Raw genomic sequence first — 18,358 nt, forward strand, 5'->3', positions numbered from 1 at the left:
TACACTTAAAATAGCGACTTTATAACCGGCTATTAGAGGCTATATGCTAGAAGTTTTTAACTATGTTGTCGTGGCAGACTGTGACGTTGAGGGTAATGTTATTCGCGCTCAAGACAGCGATAGCGAAAGGGTTAATAAACGATGCACCTCATCGCTAATTTTCCAAGGTAAATCATGCTAGAAATATCAAGTGCAGTAATCATTGCCGACTGGGAGATTGAACTGACCGGTATAAGGGCGACTGGGAACGGAGGCCAAAGAGTCAATAAGGTCGAAACAGCGATACACTTGCGTTTCGATATTAAGCGTTCAACATTACCTGCCATATACAAAGCCAGACTGCTGAAACTATCAGATAGTCGCATATCAAGTGATGGCATTATCATTATTAAAGCGCAATCATTTAGAACACAACCAATGAATAAAGACGATGCGTTAAAACGTCTGAAAGAGCTGATTTTATCTGCCATGGTGGTGAAAAAAACTAGACGGCCGACTAAACCCACAAAAGGCTCAAAGCTCAGACGATTAGATGCAAAGAAAAAAACGGGTTCTAATAAAGTGTTGCGTGGAAAAGTAGACCATCAGTAACTTCCTGCTTTTCTTTCTGTGAATTATTTTTTTACAGGGAGGAGACAATGAGAACAGAATGAGGGGGATTTAGGGGCGTTTAAAGACAAGCCTTTAGCTGTCAGTAAGTTAAAAGAAGTGTTAAGTTAATTTTTTCCGTGCTTCTCCTCCTGTAGTTCTCCTGCTTTTCTCCCTGTGATTTTTTGTTTTTTATAGGGAGAAAACAATGAGAAAGAAAGATAATGAGTAGGGTTTGCCATCTTAACGCTAATTAAAAATCACCACGAGTGCTGTCATGAGTTCAAAGACGCGATAAAATTTAGTTAAATAAAGTTATTGAGAATTAAAGGATTAACTAGGTATGTAGTATGTACCTGTTAATTTTTAATGCCATTGCCCTACTACTGCTGTGATTATTTAACGCGTCTTCTTAAGGCGATTAAACCGGTGAAAAGTAAGCTAATCCAAGCAATAGAGCCTCCGCCGCTACTTGAATTTGTTGGTGCAGGTGCTGTAACAGTTAATGAGGTGTTTTTAACTGCGGCTAAGCTATCAGCACTATTAACGTTTGCATCAAATATGATCACGCTTTCAATGGTCACGAAATTTTCGACACCTGGAACAAAGTTATTTGCGCAGTTATCAGCACTATAGTCTGGCATTGGGGTTGAGTTACATCTAGATATACCAGCAATAATATCAATGTTTTCCATACCGGCAATGACTTCACCGAAAACAGTAAAACCACCATTTTGAGTATCTAATGCTGCAGAGCCGGCACTATTATTAGATAAATTCACAAACCATTGACTAGTCGCGCTATTTTCGTTGCCTGACACTTTGGCCATGGCAATAGTGCCACGAACATTTGAATAAACGGGCTCATTCTTAATAGCACTATCTGTAGCAATCGGACTCAATGGCAGGGTGCCAGTAAACGCAAAACCGCCAGCTTGCATAACAAATCCAGGCTCAACACGATGCACAACCGTGTTGTTGTAGTCACCATCATTGACATATTTTAGGAAGTTAGCCACTGTTTCTGGCGTTGTTTCATCGTGCAGGTTAACTTTAAAACTACTTTTAGAGCTACCTTGTGAAGTGGTAAATTCCACTATGGTGGCAGAGGTTGAAGCACTAGCAATGATCAGCGATGCGATTGCTATTTTTGATAGGTTTGAAAAAGACATAGATTAACTACTTACTGCTTAACATGTTACAAAGTGTAGCGATAATAATAGGCTTTAAAGAAAACAACAAGATAAAGCCGCGTTTCGCCTATGTTGACAGACACTGCTTAGTAAATTTAAGCTGTTATATAGTCAGGATGAAAATAGGCTGAGTAGTGTTTTTCTTATTCCTCAGCATTTATTATTAGTCTCGTCATTGCCGGTACTAAGTTAGCGGTACTAAGTTAGCGGTACTAATCTAGCGGTATTAAGCTAACGAAATTAAGCTGATGGTACTAAATGACCTTAAAAAAGCGTTCATTGCGTGGCATCAAATAATTTTTGTAATTTAATGAAAAAACCACCATAGTTGAACGGCCAATAATTTCATTACGTGGCACTAAACCTATCACACGAGAGTCTGCGCTGTTATCACGATTGTCGCCCATAACAAGGTAATAGTCTTTAGGAATAGTTATCGTTTGAAAACTTTCTAACGGATAATTTTTAGAATGCCCAGGCTTAAGCTGAGTGCGTATTAGATGACTATTACCCGCGATATATTCTTCACTTAAGGTAAAATCACGGTTGTTGGCTATCAGTGTGTATTGAGCTGATTTTTGATTAATAACCAATTGATTGTTATGCAGCGCTACTGTGTCGCCTGGAATGCCTATAATACGTTTCACAAGACGTTTATCAGCGACATCAGACTCAAAAATGACAATGTCATTGCGTAATGGCTCGGCTAACGTTATTAGCGAATATTGGCTAAAGGGTAGTCTTAAGTCATAGGCCATTTTGTTAATTAAAATGCGATCACCTTCGACAATGGTCGGTTTCATTGACCCTGTTGGCACATCATTCCAGTCAGCAACCGCACTGCGAAAAACTAGCATTAAACTGACAAACAATAATAAAGATTTATTTTCTTTCCAGAGGTGAGAAATACTTTTTTTCATGATCTTTCCTTAGAATTAATAGCTGGTTAGTATGTGGCAGTTAGCTTATTCCTAGGCCTCAAAATCAGGCATAAAAATAACGATTTATCTTTCGACTAAATCGTTATTTTAAAGTTCCTGAGTAAAGCTAGGTATAAGCTTTATAAAATGTAATTCTTTATGTCTATTTAATTTACTTTACTTTACTTTGGCTAGGGTTTTATAAGCTAATCGTCACTATAACCCCAAGGTGCATCAGGTGGAGTTATCGGTGTGCTTAGGTCAAAATCAACACGAAACTCACGACCCTGACGAATTAACCGGTAGCTGAACTTTTCAGGGTAGATAAACATTTGCCAAGTATTACCGACTGACTGTGGGATACCTGTTTTGACAAATAACTGCTTTGAATATTCATCAGCGGGGAACGATTGCACTTGTGACCAACCAGCGTCTACTGTTTGGCCACCATACATAGTGCTTTCGTCATAACTACCATCTTGGTGACGGTGATCATGTTTTAATGATAAACCCGAACCTGTTTTAGTGATAATCCAAGTCCGTGAGGCATCTTCACCCACGTGGAAAGGAATTTCTAGCTTTTCGTCTGAGCAATTTCTGACATGCATAATAAGATCTTTGTTGGCAAAGCCATCACCGCTAGCATTATCTATTGTTACCTGACCTTGAAAAGCTTTGCCACAATGAGCTTTAATACTGTTAAAAAAGTTATCATGTGTTTCGATAGAAACCAAGGGGGCTTCAAGCGCTGCGGCTGAATGGGCAAAGTAAAAAAGACTGCTAGAAAGTATTAGTTTTACAATATTTATTTTTGCTTTCATTAAATACACCTAAATTGACTGAGTTTTAAATATTAACATGTGATGCTATCAGATAAATGGCTAATAGGTAGCTGTAAAAGTGCTGTAATACAAAAACTAAGGCACTCATATGGTAAAAAATTTTCTTGTAGTCTTATCGCTTGCAGCGCAAAATTGTCTTAATAAGCGTGTTAAATTTTGAGTGCTGTATAAATGAAGTTAAAAACTGAAAATGTTGTTATTGGACTAACAGACCCTAAAAGTCCGTCAAATGTTGGTGCTGTGATGCGTGCCGCAGGTTGTTATCAAGCTAATGAAGTGCGTTATACCGGTGTACGATATGCAAAGGCTGCAAAGTTTCATACAGACACAAAAGATGCATCACGCAAAATCCCTTTGAATGCGGTTGAATCTTTAATTGATAATTTAACGCCAGGACAACGTATCGTTTGTGTTGATTTAGTTGAAGGCGCGATAGCATTACCTGAATTTGAGCACCCAGAAAATGCGTTTTATATTTTTGGCCCAGAAGATGGCACGATAGCGCAAGAGGTTATTAATAGCGCCTATGCAGTCGTATATGTACCAACAATCGGGTGCATGAACTTAGCCGCCAGTGTTAATGTTTTGCTTTACGACCGATTAGCAAAATCAAAAGACATGCTGGCGGGTGATGAGTTAATTAAAAGCAGCCGAGACACCAATAACACAGTAAAAGTGCCAGTTAATTGATGCTGCAGACAGAAAAAAGTTTAGTTTCTATATCACCAACTATTGTTTAATCATCGAATAAAAGTGTTTTTTATGAGTTTTTATAAATTAAATGATTTTTTATCTAAAAGAGGTTGACTCTTGTCGGGAAACAGTTAGAATACGCCCAGCTAGAAAGTAAGACCTATATTTATGTACAAAGTTTCGAAGTTATATTAGTAAGTAGCTCGTCCTGTTTAATAATTAATAGCAACACTTCCTGCAACACCGCCTTATTTTAAGGCATCAATTACGAATAAATAGGATAATACAATGTCTAATACAACTACTGGTACAGTAAAATGGTTTAACGAGTCTAAAGGCTTTGGTTTCATCGAGCAAGAGTCTGGTCCAGACGTTTTCGCACATTTTTCTGCAATCTCTGGCGACGGTTTTAAAACTCTTGCTGAAGGCCAAAAAGTACAGTTTACTGTTACTCAAGGTCAGAAAGGTCCTCAAGCTGAGAACATCGTAGCACTTTAATTAATACTCTTTAGCTGGCTACGCTAGCTGAAATATTAATAGTGTTGAAAAAGGGGAGACATATGTCTGCCCTTTTTTGTGCCTGTAAGTAAATTTATGTCAGTAATAAAGCAATATCAACAACTTGTTGAGCATGAAACACTTAACCTCGATGTTGAACAATACAAAGCCGCCCTTGCTTTGGATAAACTTTCGCAAAAATTAATATCTGCCCAAGCTCAAACACCACTACTTGCCGTCATAAAAAACTTATTTACCAAGCATGAACCCATTCAGGGGATCTATTTTCATGGCCGAGTTGGTCGTGGAAAAACTATGTTGATGGACTTATTTTATCAACAACTTAATTTAACACGCAAAAGACGTATTCACTTTCATCATTTTATGGAAAGTGTGCACCAGCTGTTGAATGATTTTAGTGGTAAAGACAATCCGCTAGCATTGATTGCAAAAACTTGGTCTGAAGAAGTTGATGTGCTTTGTTTTGACGAGTTCTTTGTTAATGATATTGCGGATGCCATGCTATTGGCGGGCTTACTAGAAGCTATGCTATCGCAGGGTATTATCCTAGTGGCAACGTCAAATTGCCCACCCGATCAGTTATACAAAAATGGCCTACAACGCGCTAGATTTCTACCAACTATTGATATTATTCACCAGTATTGCCAGGTTATCTCTATTGATGGACCAAAAGATCATCGAATGTTAGACACTAATATAGCCACACTTAACTATCGAGACTTTTATATTGGCACTGAAACTGAGAGTAACTTCTTAACTCACCACTTTGCAGCGCTCGCTAAAAGCAATATTCGCTATAATGACAGTATTATTATTCATAGCAGGGCAGTTAATTTTTTAGCTTGTACTGCAGATATCATTTGGTTTGATTTTATGGCACTTTGCTCAACCCCAAGAAGCCAAAGAGATTATATTAAGTTAGCCGATAACTATGACACCGTGCTGATCAGTAATGTGCCACAATTTAATGGCGCATTAATTCCTGCCGTTTTCTCCGGTGTTGAAGACGGTTACCAACGAAGTGGTGTGCTGATGGGGCAACTCAGAGGTCTCGATGATGAAGCGCGACGTTTTATCGCACTAGTCGATGAATTCTACGACAGAGGTGTGCGCTTAATTATTGCCGCTGAGGTCGATATTGCTGAGCTTTATCAGGGCACTCAACTTAACTTTGAATTTGCCCGCTGTAGATCAAGACTGTTTGAAATGCAGCGTCTAAGTTACGCCTAGAGTGTTTTTTCTGGTGAGTTTAAAGCTTGTTAAATTAACCAAAAAATTATTTTTTTCACTAAATTATAGTTTATTATCTTTTTATTAAAATAAAGAGTCTCTTCTTATTATTTGATATTAAACAAGTTTTAATGTTGGCATCAGTCTTGTAATCAATAGCGTTAACAAGTGGTTTTCTGACACGACTATCGCTCTAGAAACTTAATTTTTAAAGGAAGATTAATATGAAAACATTGATTGCTACCGCTCTCATTATGGCAAGCTCAGCAAGTTATGGACACGATAATTCTTTTTCTAGTGAATCATGTAATCTTGACTTAAATGGTGGCATTAATATCAATGCTCAAGAAATTACTTTTTCTAAAGATAAATCACCACTGTATAGCATCACTGAAAATGACACTTTGCTGATAAACGGCGAAAAAATTGCTTTAACAGCTCACCAAGAATCTTTATTACGCGATTATTCAACTCATATACGCAATCTTGTACCAGAAGTGAGAAGCATCGCCTTAGATGCTATTGATTTAGCCATTGATGGCGTTAATCTAGCCTTTAACGAATTGTTAGGTGAAGGAAACCAGGCGAGCGCTGAGTTAACTAGCCAATTAACCACCATTCGTGGTGAAGTTGATGCTGAATTTACTCAACATGAAAATTTCTATATCGACGAAGAAGGTTTCTCCGGAAAAGATTTTTTTGGTGAAAATTTTGAGCAAAGAATTGAATCAGCCGTAGAAAGTACGATTAAAAGCGCTTTAGGCAGTTTAATGATTGCGGTTGGCCAAGAAATGCTGTTTTCAGGTGGCGATATGAAGGCTTTTGAAAGCAAAATGGAGAATTTTGGCGAGCTAATAGAGCATGAAATGAAAACGCGTAGTGCAGGGCTAGAAAAGCGCGGTGAAGCTTTATGCCGATCCATTATAGTGATAGATAAAATGGAAGAGCAATTGAAAGAAAGTATCGACGAAATTGCCGACTTTGATTTGATCACCGCTAGCGCAAAACACAGCGTAGCGAATGCTAAACTCATGTAGCCTGTAAAATTAGTCAACTTGTGGACATAAAGCGCTGCTCAATTTGAGCTGCGCTTTTTTATTGCCAATATCCTACATGCACGTTAAAGTAGCGGCCTAAATAGTCCTGATATATTCTTTATGCACGCTGTACAGCAACTTCATCAATATCGTAAAAGCCTAAGTACCACCACTTATAAATCACGAGGTCAGCGAGTTATTCGTTGTGAGTTATGTCGATTAGCCAAACCATTTTGTATTTGTGACTTGTCGCCTAAGGTAAGTTCTCAGGCTGGATTTTTGTTGTTGATGTATGACACTGAGGTTTTAAAACCGAGTAATACCGGTAAGTTAATTGCTGATTTGATCCCCGACAGTTTTGCATTTCTTTGGTCAAGAACACAAGTAAACCCAGATATTATTACCTTGTTAAATGATCCTATGTGGCAACCTATGATCGTTTTTCCTAAAGCATATGTCGGCGAAGATCGTGAAATTTTTGATAATAAAATCACGGTTACATCGGGTAAAAGGCCCTTATTTATTATGCTAGATGGCTGTTGGCGAGAAGCTAAAAAAATGTTTCGCCGCAGTCCTTATTTACAACATCTACCGGTAGTGTCATTTACACCAAAAACACCTGAAAACTCAACAGAGTTAAGTTCTCGTTATCAAATTCGCTTAGCGGCCAATAATACTGAATTAGCAACCGCTGAAGTTGCCGCCCAGGTTTTGTCTTTAGTCGGGGAGCAAACCAATGCAGATTTACTTGATCTCTGGTTTGATGTTTTTAGTTATCAATACCAGCGCGGTGTTTGCCAAGTCAATAAAGCGAATCCTAATGCGGTCTCAGATTACACCGAGTTCGCTCAGCTTAATGGCATCACTTTGGCAAAAGATGTATAACTACTTTTAAAAGCTTAACTTTAAATGCATGAAAACACTGCAGCTAAAGCAAAACTATTTTATAATAATGCACATTATAGTAACGAGGTTAATTTATGAAGATATGTGGTGTTGAGTTAAAAGGTAACGATGCAATTATTTGTATCATGTCGCGGGAAAATGGGTTGTACGACATACCAAATACGCGCGTACAAAAAATTAGTCTTGTTGACGCAGGCGATGCTGCGCAAGTACAAGAGTTTCAGTTTGCTTTTGCCAAACTGATGGAAGACTACAAAGTTGAAAAAGTGGTGATTAAAGGCCGTGGTTTAAAAGGCAAGTTTGCTGGCGGACCGGTTGGTTTTAAATTAGAAGCAGCGATTCAACTTATTAAAGATTTACCGGTTGAAATACTGCCAAGTAGTTTTATCAAAAAGGCACTAACACGTAGCCAAGTGGATATTGATTTTCGTGATACGGGTTTAAAACAGTATCAAGAAGGTGCTTTTGAAACTGTTTTTGGCTTTTTCGAAGGCAGCTTGTATTTGCAATAATACCAAGTGTAATCATGCTTAGTTAGTTGATAAGTTAAGTAAATAAAAAGGGTCGCTAAATAGCGACCCTTTTTTGTTTACTCAGTAAAATCCTTTACTCAGAGAAGTTACTTACTGATTAAACCACTATGTTCATGTAAAAGTTCTACGGTTGGTTCTTTACTGCTTAAACCGCGACGTTCAAGTAAAGGTTCTACTGTTGGGTCTTTACCTCTGAAACGACGGTACATGACTGTTGGATCGTCTGTTCCACCACTTTCTAGTACGTGCTTGCGATATAATTCAGCCGTTTCTTGATCGAATATGCCATTTTCTTTAAAGGCTAACCAAGTGTCAGCGTCATAGATATTTGACCAGATATAACCGTAATAACCGGCTGAATAACCACCGGCGAAGATATGTGAATAATAACCTGTTTTATATCTTGGCGCGATTTGTTCAATTAAACCCATTTCTTTTAAAACGTTTTGTTCAAAACTATTAGCATCTTGTATCTCAGCTGTTTCTAATGAATGCCAGCTCATATCCAATAATGCGGCGGCTAAATATTCAGTGGTACCAAAACCCTGATTAAACTTGCCTGAAGCTTGAATTTTTTCAACAAGGGCTTGAGGGATCACTTCACCTGTTTGGTAGTGTTTAGCAAAATTTGCTAATACTTCTGGCTCTGTCATCCAGTTCTCCATAACTTGTGAAGGGTATTCAACATAATCTCTTGGTAGTGAGGTACCGGTTTGAGAGCGGTAATAACCATCAGATAATAAACCTTGAATCGCATGACCAAATTCATGGAATAAAGTTGATGCTTGATCAAAGGTTAATAGTGTTGGTTTATCACCAATGGGGCGAGGGTAATTTAATACATTGTAAATAATGGGCGTGACTTCTTCGCCATTCATACGATATTGCTTACGGAAACTGCTCATCCAAGCACCGCCACGTTTGCTTTCTCGTACGTAGTGATCTGTCATGTAGACGCCGACATAGCTGCCGTCACGATCATGCACTTCAAAGGTACGCACTTCTGGGTGGTATTTAGGTAAATCATCACGCTCTTTAAAGGTAACACCCCAAAGTTTTTCTGCCGTAAAGAAAACCCCTTGTAGCGTTGCTTCTAATGAGAAGTAAGGTTTGGTTTCTGCGGCGTCAATGTCAAAGCGTTGTTTACGGATTTTTTCCGCGTAGTACCACCAATCCCATGCCGCCACTGTAAAGTTATCACCTTGTGCGTCAATCATTTTTTGGATATCAGCGGTTTCTTCTTTCGCACGTTCTAATGCGGCAGGCCAAACTTTATTTAATAATTCAAAAACATTTTCAGGGGTTTTTGCCGTGGCATTTTCAAGGACAAAATGGGCATGAGTTTTATAACCTAATAACTGCGCCTTTTGATAACGCAAGCTAGCAATTTCACTAGCAATGGCTTGGTTGTTATTGGCGTTGTCGTTATTACCACGCAGGGTATATCCTTTATAGATAGTTTCACGTAGTTCACGGTTGTTTGAATAGGTTAAAAATGGATTTTTACTTGGGCGATGGGTGGTAAATACCCACTTGCCTTCGTGGCCACGCGCTGTTGCGGTTTCGCTAGCGGCAGCAATAATATCAGCAGGTAAACCATCAAGATCGGCTTTATTATTAATGACCATTTCAAAATTGTTAGTTTCTGCTAGTAGATTCTCACCAAAATTTAGGCTTAAAGCACTTAACTTTTCATTTAAGTCACGTAAGGTTAACTTATCAACATCGTTAAGGTTTGCACCACCTCGAACAAAGCTCTTATAGGTTGTTTCTAGTAGACGCTTTTGATCTGTACGTAAATCAAATATTATTTGATTATCATAAACTTCTTTTACCCGTACAAATAAAGCATGGTTCAGCGCTATATCATCAGCTAAGGCTGATAGTTTAGGTGACATTTCTTTGGCAATGGCGCGCATTTCTTCATCTGACATTGAGCCGATTAAACCGTAGAAGGTATTACTTACTTTAGTTAAAAAATTGCCTGACTTTTCCATCGCAACAATAGTATTTTCAAATGTTGGCAGCGATTTATCTTTTGTAATAGCCTCTATTTCAAGCTTTTTCTTTGCAATGCCATGATTAAATGCGGGTAAGTAATCACTCTTTTTAATTTTATCAAAGGGTGGAATACCATGCGGTGTCGCGTACTCAGAAAAAAATGGATTGTTTGCTGTATTTTCTGCTTGCTCTATTTTCACAACGTCAGGGGGCGTTGTGTTTGGCTGACAACCGGCTAATGCGATTGCAATGGCCAATGGTGCGAGATAACGAGTTTTCATTAAATGACCTTTTAAGTTTATATCCAGAGGGCTAATAAGGTTTATTCAGAGCGATAGCATGGTATGAGTCATTTTATATCACAATGAAGCTAGTATCGATTCTATGTTGCACTCGCCATAGGTACAAGGCCATCAGAGAAAAATTCGATGAGTGGTGCGTTATTGGCGGTCAAATATACTTTTAGGGCTTAATTTAAAAAGGCTAAATGCTCTACTAAATAATTAGCCGCAGATAAAGTGATTTCAGAGCGTTTTCATTTTGAAGTCATCAAGCTTGTCTTATCTAAATAAAGCCGATTTGGCGTTAGCTAAAGGGAGATGCTATAAGATTAAACTAGTAAGTTATTGCTATTTTTAACAATTTTTATTTTGACTCACAAGCCAAAGCAAAAACGAAAGTGTCAAAGAAAGTGTATGATTAAGTTGAGTTAATGGCTTATTTAACTATCGCTTGAACCGCAAGCTCAAGCCGTGGATCTGAGGTATCAGCGCTGGTATATTTAAATATCACTTGCTTGTGCTTGTTAATGAAAAAAGTTGTTGGTGTGCCGCTTACCCCATAAAGACTTGCGACTTCATCGCCATGAACGGCAGTAGGAAAACTATAGCCTCGAGCGGCTAACTCATCTTGTGGTAGTACGCCGTCATCTTCATTAAAGCTAATAGCAACAAGCTTAACACCTTGCTGTTGATATTTTTTTTCAAGCTCGACTAGTTTTGGCTGTAGTACTTTGCAATAGGGACACCAGGTAGCCCAAAAATGTAAAATAGTCGCTTGTCCGTCAAATTGCGCGGAAGAAATAGTGTCACCATATTGTGTTTTAAGTTGCCAAGCCGGTGCTTGTGGCGCAACAGTGGTTTCTGCAGCATTGGCATTTAGGGTGAAAAATAGCAATACTAGCAAAGTGGCCGTGAATAATTTTTTGCTTAAAGTTAGTAAATAAATCAAACCAGATACTCATTAAGTGATTAGTTATTTAAATTGACCACACAAACCAGTATCTCGTTGCAAAAAAGTTTATTTATTTTTATTATTGAGGTTAATCCGGCTAGTTAACCTTAACTTTATCTTGGGCTAATGCATGTTCAGCCAAAATCATATCTGCTGCTTTTGCCGCAATCATCATGGTTGGCGCATTGGTGTTGCCACTAATTAGCGTTGGCATAATTGACGCGTCAACGACTCGCAGTTGCTTAATGCCTTTGACCTTTAACTGTTCGTCAACTACCGACAACTCATCTTGGCCCATTTTACAGGTACCGACAGGGTGGTAAATAGTATTGCATTTTTCTTTTAGAAACTGGTGAATGTCTTGATCTGTAGTGCAATCTTCACTTGGGAATATATGTTTAACATGTGTTAGAGATAAGGGTGCTGTTGATAATATTTTCCTAGCAATTTTCACACCTTTTACCATAGTATCAATATCATCTTGATGATCTAACATATTCATGTGAATACGTGGATGCTGAGTAATTTTATTGCTGTTAAGTGTCACTGTGCCGCGGCTTTTTGGCCTAAGCAAGCATACATGCAAGGATATGCCGTAGGTAAAGAGCAGTTTAAGATTTCTGCCGTGATCGTCCATGGCAGCGGGCACAAAGTGCAGCTGTAAATCGGGTTGCTCCAAGGTTGGATCTGATTTGATAAAACCACCGGTTTCGGCAATAACCGTGGTCAACAGGCCGGTTCGCTTAATGATGAATTTTAATGTTTCTTTTGCGCCCCACCAAATTGATTTCGGACGAAGCGCCATTACTTGGCTTACATTATGTTGGGCGACGTTGAGGACATCGACATGATCTTGCAAATTTTTACCTACACCTTCGAGTGCTTGTACAAGCGCAATATCATGCTTTGCTAATTCTGCCTTAGGTCCGACACCAGAAAGCATTAAAATTTGTGGCGAGTTGATCGCACCGGCACTGAGGATAACTTCGTGGTTCGCCATGATCTGTTGAACTTTGCCGCGATGTTTATACTTAACACCTGTAGCAATCCCATCATGAATGACTACTTTTTCGACTTGTGTTTGGGTAATAACCGTTAAATTTTTACGGTGTAAATTGGGCGTTAAAAAGGCTTTTGCGGCACTGTGTCTTAAGCCATTTTTTTGCGTGACCTGATAGTAGCCAATGCCTTCTTGAGACGGGCCATTAAAATCATGATTTTCAGGATAACCTGCCGCTATGGCTGATCGCATGAAGTTTTCATTAATAGCGGGTTTAGAGACTGAATCGGCTACATTAAGTGCACCGTTAATACCATGAAAATCATCCAGCCCACGTTCTTGATGTTGAAGGGCTTTAAAGTAGGGTAGAACGTCATTAAAGCTCCAGCCTGAGTTACCTAAACGGTGCCAATGGTCATAATCATTTTGTTGTCCTCTGACGTAGAGCATGGCGTTAATTGAGCTACTGCCACCTAGGGTTTTACCTCGTGGTGTAAAAATTTCTCGATTATTCAGGTTTTTTTCTTGCTGAGAGTTAAATTGCCAATTTAAGCTGCGATTTTGTAACAGGGCAATAATGCCGATGGGCAGATGGATCAACCAGTTCTTATCGGCTTTACCTGCCTCTAATAGGCAAACACTATGTTCGCCACTGGCTGATAATTTATCAGCTAATACGCAACCCGCTGAACCACCCCCAATTATTACAAAATCAAATGTCTTCACACGGCTACCTTAAAAGTTGCTTTTATTATTTTTCAACACGTCGGACCACTATGATATAAAATAATTATTTATTCAACTATTTTGCTTAAGCGCTATTTTTTTCTCTCATCATTAATCTAGATTTGTATGAAATGGCTATAACCCAAGAATGGGCTTAAATTTACAATATAAGCACTCACACATTACTTGTTGTTTAACTGAGTTAAGTCAGTTGAAATCTAAAAATATAGCTTTGCAATCAGTGAACAAAAATACTGTCATCGGGTGAGCTATCATTATGGATTAGTCTATATTGGCTGTTGGTCGCTATCATCATAATATCAATATTTATGATGAAGATAATGTCATGAATAAAGTCACTTTTAGCGCTTTTCAAGCCAGTATTATCTGATCCCGTTTCATGTTGTTACGCTATCGTTTACCTAAGGGAGAAGCTGTATGTCATCTGACTCACAATATCGACATGAAACATTGGAAGAGAATGTGGTATTTCATGTGCACGAAGTGACCAAAGTGTATCAGATGGGTGAAATGCAGGTGCGAGCTTTACGCGGTGTTGATATCGATCTGCATCGAGGAGAATTTACCGTATTGTTGGGGGCCTCGGGCAGTGGCAAATCAACCCTACTTAATATTCTTGGCGGTCTAGATATTCCAACAGAAGGCCATGTGTTTTACGGTGAGCGTGATCTTACACGAGCCACTGAAAGAGAGCTAACAGAGTATCGACGTTTTCATGTCGGCTTTGTTTTTCAGTTTTACAATTTAATTCCTAGCCTAACAGCACGTGAGAACGTTGCCGTAGTCACAGACATTGCCAAGTCGCCGATGAAGCCAGAAGAAGCATTAAAACTGGTTGGTCTAGAGAGTAGGCTTGATCATTTCCCTGCCCAACTTTCTGGCGGTGAGCAACAGCGCGTTGCCATTGCACGTGCTATTGCGAAAAATCCGGATGTCTTGTTATGTGATGAACCCACAGGCGCGTTAGATTCTAAAACCGGTATTGTGGTGTTGCAGGCTTTGCAACGAGTTAATCAGGCGTTAGGGACAACCACGGTGGTCATTACCCACAATGCCGGCATTGCTCAAATGGCTGATCGCGTGATTCATTTAACTGACGGTTTAATCAGTAAGGTCTATAAAAATGAAACTCGATTAAAACCTGATGCGTTGACGTGGTGATCTCGATATGAAAGCTATCGATATAAAATTATGGCGCGAACTTTGGGCTATGCGGATGCAAGCCCTAGCAATTATTATGGTAATTGTTGGTGGAGTGAGCATTTTTATTATGTCATTAAGCACACTCGATTCCTTGTTTGAAACCCGTGAAAATTATTACCGCAATCACCATTTTGCCGATGTGTTTGCTTCGCTAAAGCGTGCGCCCTTATCACTGGTAAAACGTATTCAGGAAATTCCCGGTGTTGATAAGGTTGAAACTCGGGTACTAGCTTATGTGAATCTTGATGTAGAAGGTTTTAAGGATCCGGTCAGTGGTCATTTACTGTCATTAAATGCTAACAGTGCCGGTCTTTTAAATCAGACTTACTTACGTAAAGGGCGTTTACTTGAGGCCGGTCGTGATAATGAAGTGTTACTCAGTGAAGAGTTTGCCCGTGCCCATGATCTACAACCCGGTGATAAACTAGCAGCAACAATAAATGGTCGGCGAAAAGTGCTGAATGTAGTCGGGCATGTGCTATCACCTGAATATATTTACCAGATTGCGCCTGGTGCAATGTTTCCTGATTATTATCGATACGGTGTTTTATGGATGGCACGTAAGCCGCTGGCAAGTGCCTATGATATGGACGGGGCATTTAACGATGTCACGCTTACCCTGAGTAAAGAGGGTAATGAACAAGATGTAATAGACCGGCTTGATGAATTGTTAAAACCCTATGGCGGCATAGGCGCATACGCGCGCAAAGACCAGTTGTCTAATCGTTTTTTGACTGAGGAGCTTAAACAACAAAAAACCATAGCCACCATCTTTCCGATGATCTTTTTGGGCGTAGCAGCATTTCTTTTAAATGTTGTCACGAGTCGACTGATCAGTTTACAGCGTGAACAGATTGCTGGACTTAAGGCCTTCGGTTATAGCAACTTTGCTGTTGGTTTGCATTACACAAAATTAATATTAATGATCACCGCTATTGGCATTATTGCAGGAATAGGTTTTGGTATTTGGATGGGCAAGGGTATGAGTAATATTTACATGACCTTCTATAGCCTACCATTTATGATTTATGTACTAAAAACCGAGGTTATTATTGCGGCGGTGTTAATTAGTATCGGTGTCGCCATGGTGGGCACTCTGTATGCGGTATCTAGTGCAGCCAGTTTACCACCGGCACAGGCAATGCGTCCCGAGCCCCCGGCAATGTATCATACAACCCTGATTGAAAAGCTGGGCTTACAGCGCTGGTTTTCACAACCTACGCGAATGATTTTTCGTCACATTGAGCGCCGGCCCTTAAAATCATTAATGACTATATTGGGTATTAGCATGGCCTGCGGCACTATGATGGTTGGCGGTTTTCAAGAGGGGGCTATTAAGCACATGGTCGAGGTGCAGTTTGGTATGAGTCAGCGCAGCGACCTAACAGCAATATTTACCGAGCCAACATCTCAGCGTTCACTTTATTCACTACAGAGTTTACGGGGTGTAGAGCATGTTGAAGGTTTTCGAGTCGTTACGGCAAAATTGCGCTTTGAACATCGCTCGTATAGAACTTCTGTGCAAGGAATAGCGCCTGATGGCAGTCTGATGCGTTTGCTTGATACGCGCCTCAAAGTGATTGATTTACCGCCTGAGGGCATCATACTCACCGATTACCTAGCAAAAATAATGCATATGAAGGTCGGCGATATGCTGACCATAGAAGTGCTGGAAGGTGATCGTCCTGTGGTGCAAGTACCCGTGGTTGGTCTGGCGAAAGAGTATCTGGGTCTAAATGGTTATATGCAGTTAAACTCATTAAATCGCCTGCTAAATGAAGGCCATGTTATTTCCGCTGCTTGGTTAAAAGTTGATAGGTTACATCAGTCTGATGTTTACGCAGAGCTTAAAGGTGCGCCACGCATAGCCGGCGTAGTTGAGCAGGAATCGGCGATTAAATCTTTTTACGAAACGATGGATGAAACTATTTTATTTTTTACTTATATCACCACTTTGTTAGGTGGAAGCATAGCATTTGGTGTGGTTTACAACAGTATGCGCATTGCACTATCTGAGCGAAACCGAGAACTGGCCAGTTTGCGCGTGTTGGGATTTCATCGCTCAGAGGTTGCTTATATTCTTCTGGGTGAAATGGCGGTATTAACACTCATCGCTATTCCGCTGGGAATCATGATTGGTTATGGTTTGTGTGCATACCTTGCGTTTCAGTTTGATTCTGACTTATATCGTATTCCGCTGGTGCTTGGTTTGAAAGTTTATGCTTTTGCTGCGCTGGTGGTGATTGGCTCTTCTGTCATTTCTGCATTGATGATTTGGCGTAATCTGGCACACCTAGATATGGTGGCCGTACTTAAAACTAAGGAGTAAACAGATGCTTGCTCTGTTAAAAAAACATCCATTGATATGCTTTATTGTTGCCTTAACCACCGGATTATTGATTTGGGGTTTCTGGCCACAGCCCATTATGGTTGAAGGCATAGCGGCAAGGTACGCACCTATGACGGTAAGCATTGAAGAGGAGGGCCGTACCCGGTTGATTGATCGTTACCTGATATCAGCGTCTGTTGATGGCGTAACCTGTCGTCAACAATTAAAGGTCGGTGATACGGTTAAGCAAGGGCAGGTATTGTTAGGGATTACGCCATTACAATCACAGGTGCTAGATCCGCGCAGCCGTGCCCAAGCTCAGGCTCAAGTAGCCGCCGCAAAATCGGCTTTACATGCTGCGCAAGAACAGGCAAATGCAGCATCTGCGTCGGCACAATTAGCCAGTAATGAATTAACACGGCTGCAATCATTAATGGCACAGGCTTTGATTTCACGTGAAGCCTTTGATAAGGCACAAACCCAGGCACAAATGACGGCGGCGGCAAAACGTTCAGCCAATTTTAGTGTCGAAGTGGCTAAATATGAACTGGAAGCTGCGGGCACTGCTCTACAATACTCAGCTGCCGCTGACAGTGGAGAGCCGGCAGAGCGAGTAAATGTTCGATCGCCGATTAATGGAAAGATTCTTAAAGTTGTTCGTGAATGTGAAGGTCCCGTGCGTACTGGTGAGCCATTGCTAGAAGTAGGCAACCCTTCAGCTCTGGAAATAGAGGTGGATGTACTTTCCGCCGATGCGGTGAAAATAAAATCTGGCATGAAGGTTTTGTTTGATCGCTGGGGCGGCGACAAACCTTTAGAGGGACAGGTTCGAATAGTTGAACCGGTTGGCTTTACCAAAGCGTCAGCACTTGGGGTTGAAGAGCAACGCGTGCTGATTATTTCTGATTTTGTTTCTGAGGCTCAGCTTTGGAATCAACTGGGAGATGGTTATCGAGTTGAGGCAAATTTTATTTTATGGCAGCAGGAAAATGTACTGCAAATACCGGCGAGCAGCTTATTTAGATATAAAGGGGGCTGGGCAGTGTTTATTATTGAGCGTGATCTGGCGGTAAGACGGGAAGTTAAAATCGGTCAGCGTAACGGTTTAATTGCCCAGATTCTTGAGGGCGTAAATGATGGTGAACGGGTTATCAATCATCCGAGTGATGAAGTGGACGACGGTAAGCGTGTAAAAGTACGCTCATTTGAATAACACAACGACTGTGTTTCCAGCCACAGTTTCAAGCCCCTGTAGCCTTACTAAATAATGGCCAAATAACGGCCAAAAAAAGCTAAACAAATGTTTAGCTTTTTCGAGCGATATTAAATCAAGTTAGCTTCACTTCACTTCACTTCACTTCACTTCACTTAACTTGATTTAACT

16 protein-coding genes are annotated in these 18,358 nt (G+C 40.1%); 10 read left to right on the forward strand and 6 right to left on the reverse strand.

Features of this window, described 5'->3' with window-relative positions; genetic code table 11:
• Positions 1 to 174 precede the first annotated feature (174 nt).
• Positions 175 to 591, forward strand: a complete 417-nt coding sequence (gene arfB / locus H4J61_RS01205) for an alternative ribosome rescue aminoacyl-tRNA hydrolase ArfB (RefSeq protein WP_182135684.1) — start codon at positions 175 to 177, stop codon at positions 589 to 591.
• A 392-nt stretch (positions 592 to 983) separates the two neighbouring features.
• Here arfB and H4J61_RS01210 read toward each other — a convergent pair whose 3' ends face one another.
• The 3 genes from H4J61_RS01210 to H4J61_RS01220 form a co-directional block, all read right to left on the reverse strand.
• The gene (locus H4J61_RS01210; RefSeq protein WP_182182939.1) at positions 984 to 1,760 is read right to left on the reverse strand and encodes a peptidylprolyl isomerase; all 777 of its coding nucleotides are present in this window, start codon (positions 1,758 to 1,760) and stop codon (positions 984 to 986) included.
• 275 nt (positions 1,761 to 2,035) lie between these two features.
• Positions 2,036 to 2,701 carry a signal peptidase I gene (gene lepB / locus H4J61_RS01215; RefSeq protein ID WP_182135686.1) on the reverse strand — a complete coding sequence of 222 codons (666 nt, stop codon included), beginning with the start codon at positions 2,699 to 2,701 and terminating at the stop codon, positions 2,036 to 2,038.
• Positions 2,702 to 2,907: 206 nt separating this feature from the next.
• Positions 2,908 to 3,522 carry a hypothetical protein gene (locus tag H4J61_RS01220; protein WP_182135687.1) on the reverse strand — a complete coding sequence of 205 codons (615 nt, stop codon included), beginning with the start codon at positions 3,520 to 3,522 and terminating at the stop codon, positions 2,908 to 2,910.
• A 192-nt stretch (positions 3,523 to 3,714) separates the two neighbouring features.
• Between H4J61_RS01220 and H4J61_RS01225 the strand changes: the two genes are divergently transcribed.
• The 6 genes from H4J61_RS01225 to H4J61_RS01250 all read left to right on the forward strand — a co-directional run bounded on the left by H4J61_RS01225 (position 3,715) and on the right by H4J61_RS01250 (position 8,440).
• Positions 3,715 to 4,233, forward strand: coding sequence for an RNA methyltransferase (locus H4J61_RS01225; protein ID WP_182182942.1), 519 nt, complete (start codon positions 3,715 to 3,717; stop codon positions 4,231 to 4,233).
• Between the two features lie 291 nt (positions 4,234 to 4,524).
• The gene (locus tag H4J61_RS01230; RefSeq protein ID WP_077287100.1) at positions 4,525 to 4,734 is read left to right on the forward strand and encodes a cold-shock protein; all 210 of its coding nucleotides are present in this window, start codon (positions 4,525 to 4,527) and stop codon (positions 4,732 to 4,734) included.
• A 96-nt stretch (positions 4,735 to 4,830) separates the two neighbouring features.
• Positions 4,831 to 5,985: a cell division protein ZapE gene (gene zapE / locus H4J61_RS01235; protein WP_182182944.1), complete on the forward strand. Its 1,155-nt coding sequence runs from the start codon at positions 4,831 to 4,833 to the stop codon at positions 5,983 to 5,985.
• Positions 5,986 to 6,209: 224 nt separating this feature from the next.
• Positions 6,210 to 7,022: a DUF2884 family protein gene (locus H4J61_RS01240; protein WP_182135690.1), complete on the forward strand. Its 813-nt coding sequence runs from the start codon at positions 6,210 to 6,212 to the stop codon at positions 7,020 to 7,022.
• A 120-nt stretch (positions 7,023 to 7,142) separates the two neighbouring features.
• Positions 7,143 to 7,907, forward strand: coding sequence for a tRNA-uridine aminocarboxypropyltransferase (locus H4J61_RS01245; RefSeq protein ID WP_182135691.1), 765 nt, complete (start codon positions 7,143 to 7,145; stop codon positions 7,905 to 7,907).
• 95 nt (positions 7,908 to 8,002) lie between these two features.
• Positions 8,003 to 8,440: a DUF3010 family protein gene (locus H4J61_RS01250; RefSeq protein WP_182135692.1), complete on the forward strand. Its 438-nt coding sequence runs from the start codon at positions 8,003 to 8,005 to the stop codon at positions 8,438 to 8,440.
• A 107-nt stretch (positions 8,441 to 8,547) separates the two neighbouring features.
• Here the strand turns inward: H4J61_RS01250 and H4J61_RS01255 are convergent, their stop codons facing one another.
• The 3 genes from H4J61_RS01255 to H4J61_RS01265 all read right to left on the reverse strand — a co-directional run bounded on the left by H4J61_RS01255 (position 8,548) and on the right by H4J61_RS01265 (position 13,421).
• On the reverse strand, positions 8,548 to 10,743 hold the full coding sequence (locus tag H4J61_RS01255; protein WP_182182947.1) for a M3 family metallopeptidase: 2,196 nt from the start codon (positions 10,741 to 10,743) through the stop codon (positions 8,548 to 8,550).
• Positions 10,744 to 11,179: 436 nt separating this feature from the next.
• The gene (locus H4J61_RS01260) at positions 11,180 to 11,692 is read right to left on the reverse strand and encodes a TlpA disulfide reductase family protein (protein ID WP_220461161.1); all 513 of its coding nucleotides are present in this window, start codon (positions 11,690 to 11,692) and stop codon (positions 11,180 to 11,182) included.
• Between the two features lie 100 nt (positions 11,693 to 11,792).
• Positions 11,793 to 13,421, reverse strand: coding sequence for a GMC family oxidoreductase (locus tag H4J61_RS01265; RefSeq protein ID WP_182182949.1), 1,629 nt, complete (start codon positions 13,419 to 13,421; stop codon positions 11,793 to 11,795).
• 438 nt (positions 13,422 to 13,859) lie between these two features.
• On the opposite strand from H4J61_RS01265, the gene H4J61_RS01270 reads away from it, so the two are divergent.
• From H4J61_RS01270 to H4J61_RS01280, 3 genes are read left to right on the forward strand one after another with little or no spacing between them, the layout of a single operon-like run.
• Positions 13,860 to 14,603, forward strand: a complete 744-nt coding sequence (locus tag H4J61_RS01270; RefSeq protein ID WP_182182952.1) for an ABC transporter ATP-binding protein — start codon at positions 13,860 to 13,862, stop codon at positions 14,601 to 14,603.
• Positions 14,604 to 14,610: 7 nt separating this feature from the next.
• A complete protein-coding gene (locus tag H4J61_RS01275) occupies positions 14,611 to 16,974 on the forward strand; it encodes an ABC transporter permease (protein ID WP_182182954.1) in 2,364 nt (787 codons plus the stop codon).
• A gap of 4 nt (positions 16,975 to 16,978) precedes the next feature.
• Positions 16,979 to 18,187 (forward strand): efflux RND transporter periplasmic adaptor subunit, encoded by a 1,209-nt coding sequence (locus H4J61_RS01280; RefSeq protein WP_182182956.1) that lies wholly within the window; start codon positions 16,979 to 16,981, stop codon positions 18,185 to 18,187.
• The last annotated feature ends 171 nt before the right edge of the window (positions 18,188 to 18,358 follow it).

The sequence above is a fragment of the Colwellia sp. MB3u-4 genome (genome assembly GCF_014077065.1).
GTDB lineage: Bacteria > Pseudomonadota > Gammaproteobacteria > Enterobacterales > Alteromonadaceae > Cognaticolwellia.

Coding starts and splice junctions, on each gene's coding strand:
- H4J61_RS01225 (WP_182182942.1), top strand. CDS start 3,715: ATGAAGTTAAAAACTGAAAATGTTGTTATTGGACTAACAGACCCTAAA.
- H4J61_RS01210 (WP_182182939.1), bottom strand. CDS start 1,760: ATGTCTTTTTCAAACCTATCAAAAATAGCAATCGCATCGCTGATCATT.
- H4J61_RS01230 (WP_077287100.1), top strand. CDS start 4,525: ATGTCTAATACAACTACTGGTACAGTAAAATGGTTTAACGAGTCTAAA.
- H4J61_RS01280 (WP_182182956.1), top strand. CDS start 16,979: ATGCTTGCTCTGTTAAAAAAACATCCATTGATATGCTTTATTGTTGCC.
- H4J61_RS01220 (WP_182135687.1), bottom strand. CDS start 3,522: ATGAAAGCAAAAATAAATATTGTAAAACTAATACTTTCTAGCAGTCTT.
- H4J61_RS01245 (WP_182135691.1), top strand. CDS start 7,143: ATGCACGCTGTACAGCAACTTCATCAATATCGTAAAAGCCTAAGTACC.
- lepB (WP_182135686.1), bottom strand. CDS start 2,701: ATGAAAAAAAGTATTTCTCACCTCTGGAAAGAAAATAAATCTTTATTA.
- H4J61_RS01250 (WP_182135692.1), top strand. CDS start 8,003: ATGAAGATATGTGGTGTTGAGTTAAAAGGTAACGATGCAATTATTTGT.
- H4J61_RS01275 (WP_182182954.1), top strand. CDS start 14,611: ATGAAAGCTATCGATATAAAATTATGGCGCGAACTTTGGGCTATGCGG.
- H4J61_RS01270 (WP_182182952.1), top strand. CDS start 13,860: ATGTCATCTGACTCACAATATCGACATGAAACATTGGAAGAGAATGTG.
- H4J61_RS01240 (WP_182135690.1), top strand. CDS start 6,210: ATGAAAACATTGATTGCTACCGCTCTCATTATGGCAAGCTCAGCAAGT.
- H4J61_RS01255 (WP_182182947.1), bottom strand. CDS start 10,743: ATGAAAACTCGTTATCTCGCACCATTGGCCATTGCAATCGCATTAGCC.
- arfB (WP_182135684.1), top strand. CDS start 175: ATGCTAGAAATATCAAGTGCAGTAATCATTGCCGACTGGGAGATTGAA.
- zapE (WP_182182944.1), top strand. CDS start 4,831: ATGTCAGTAATAAAGCAATATCAACAACTTGTTGAGCATGAAACACTT.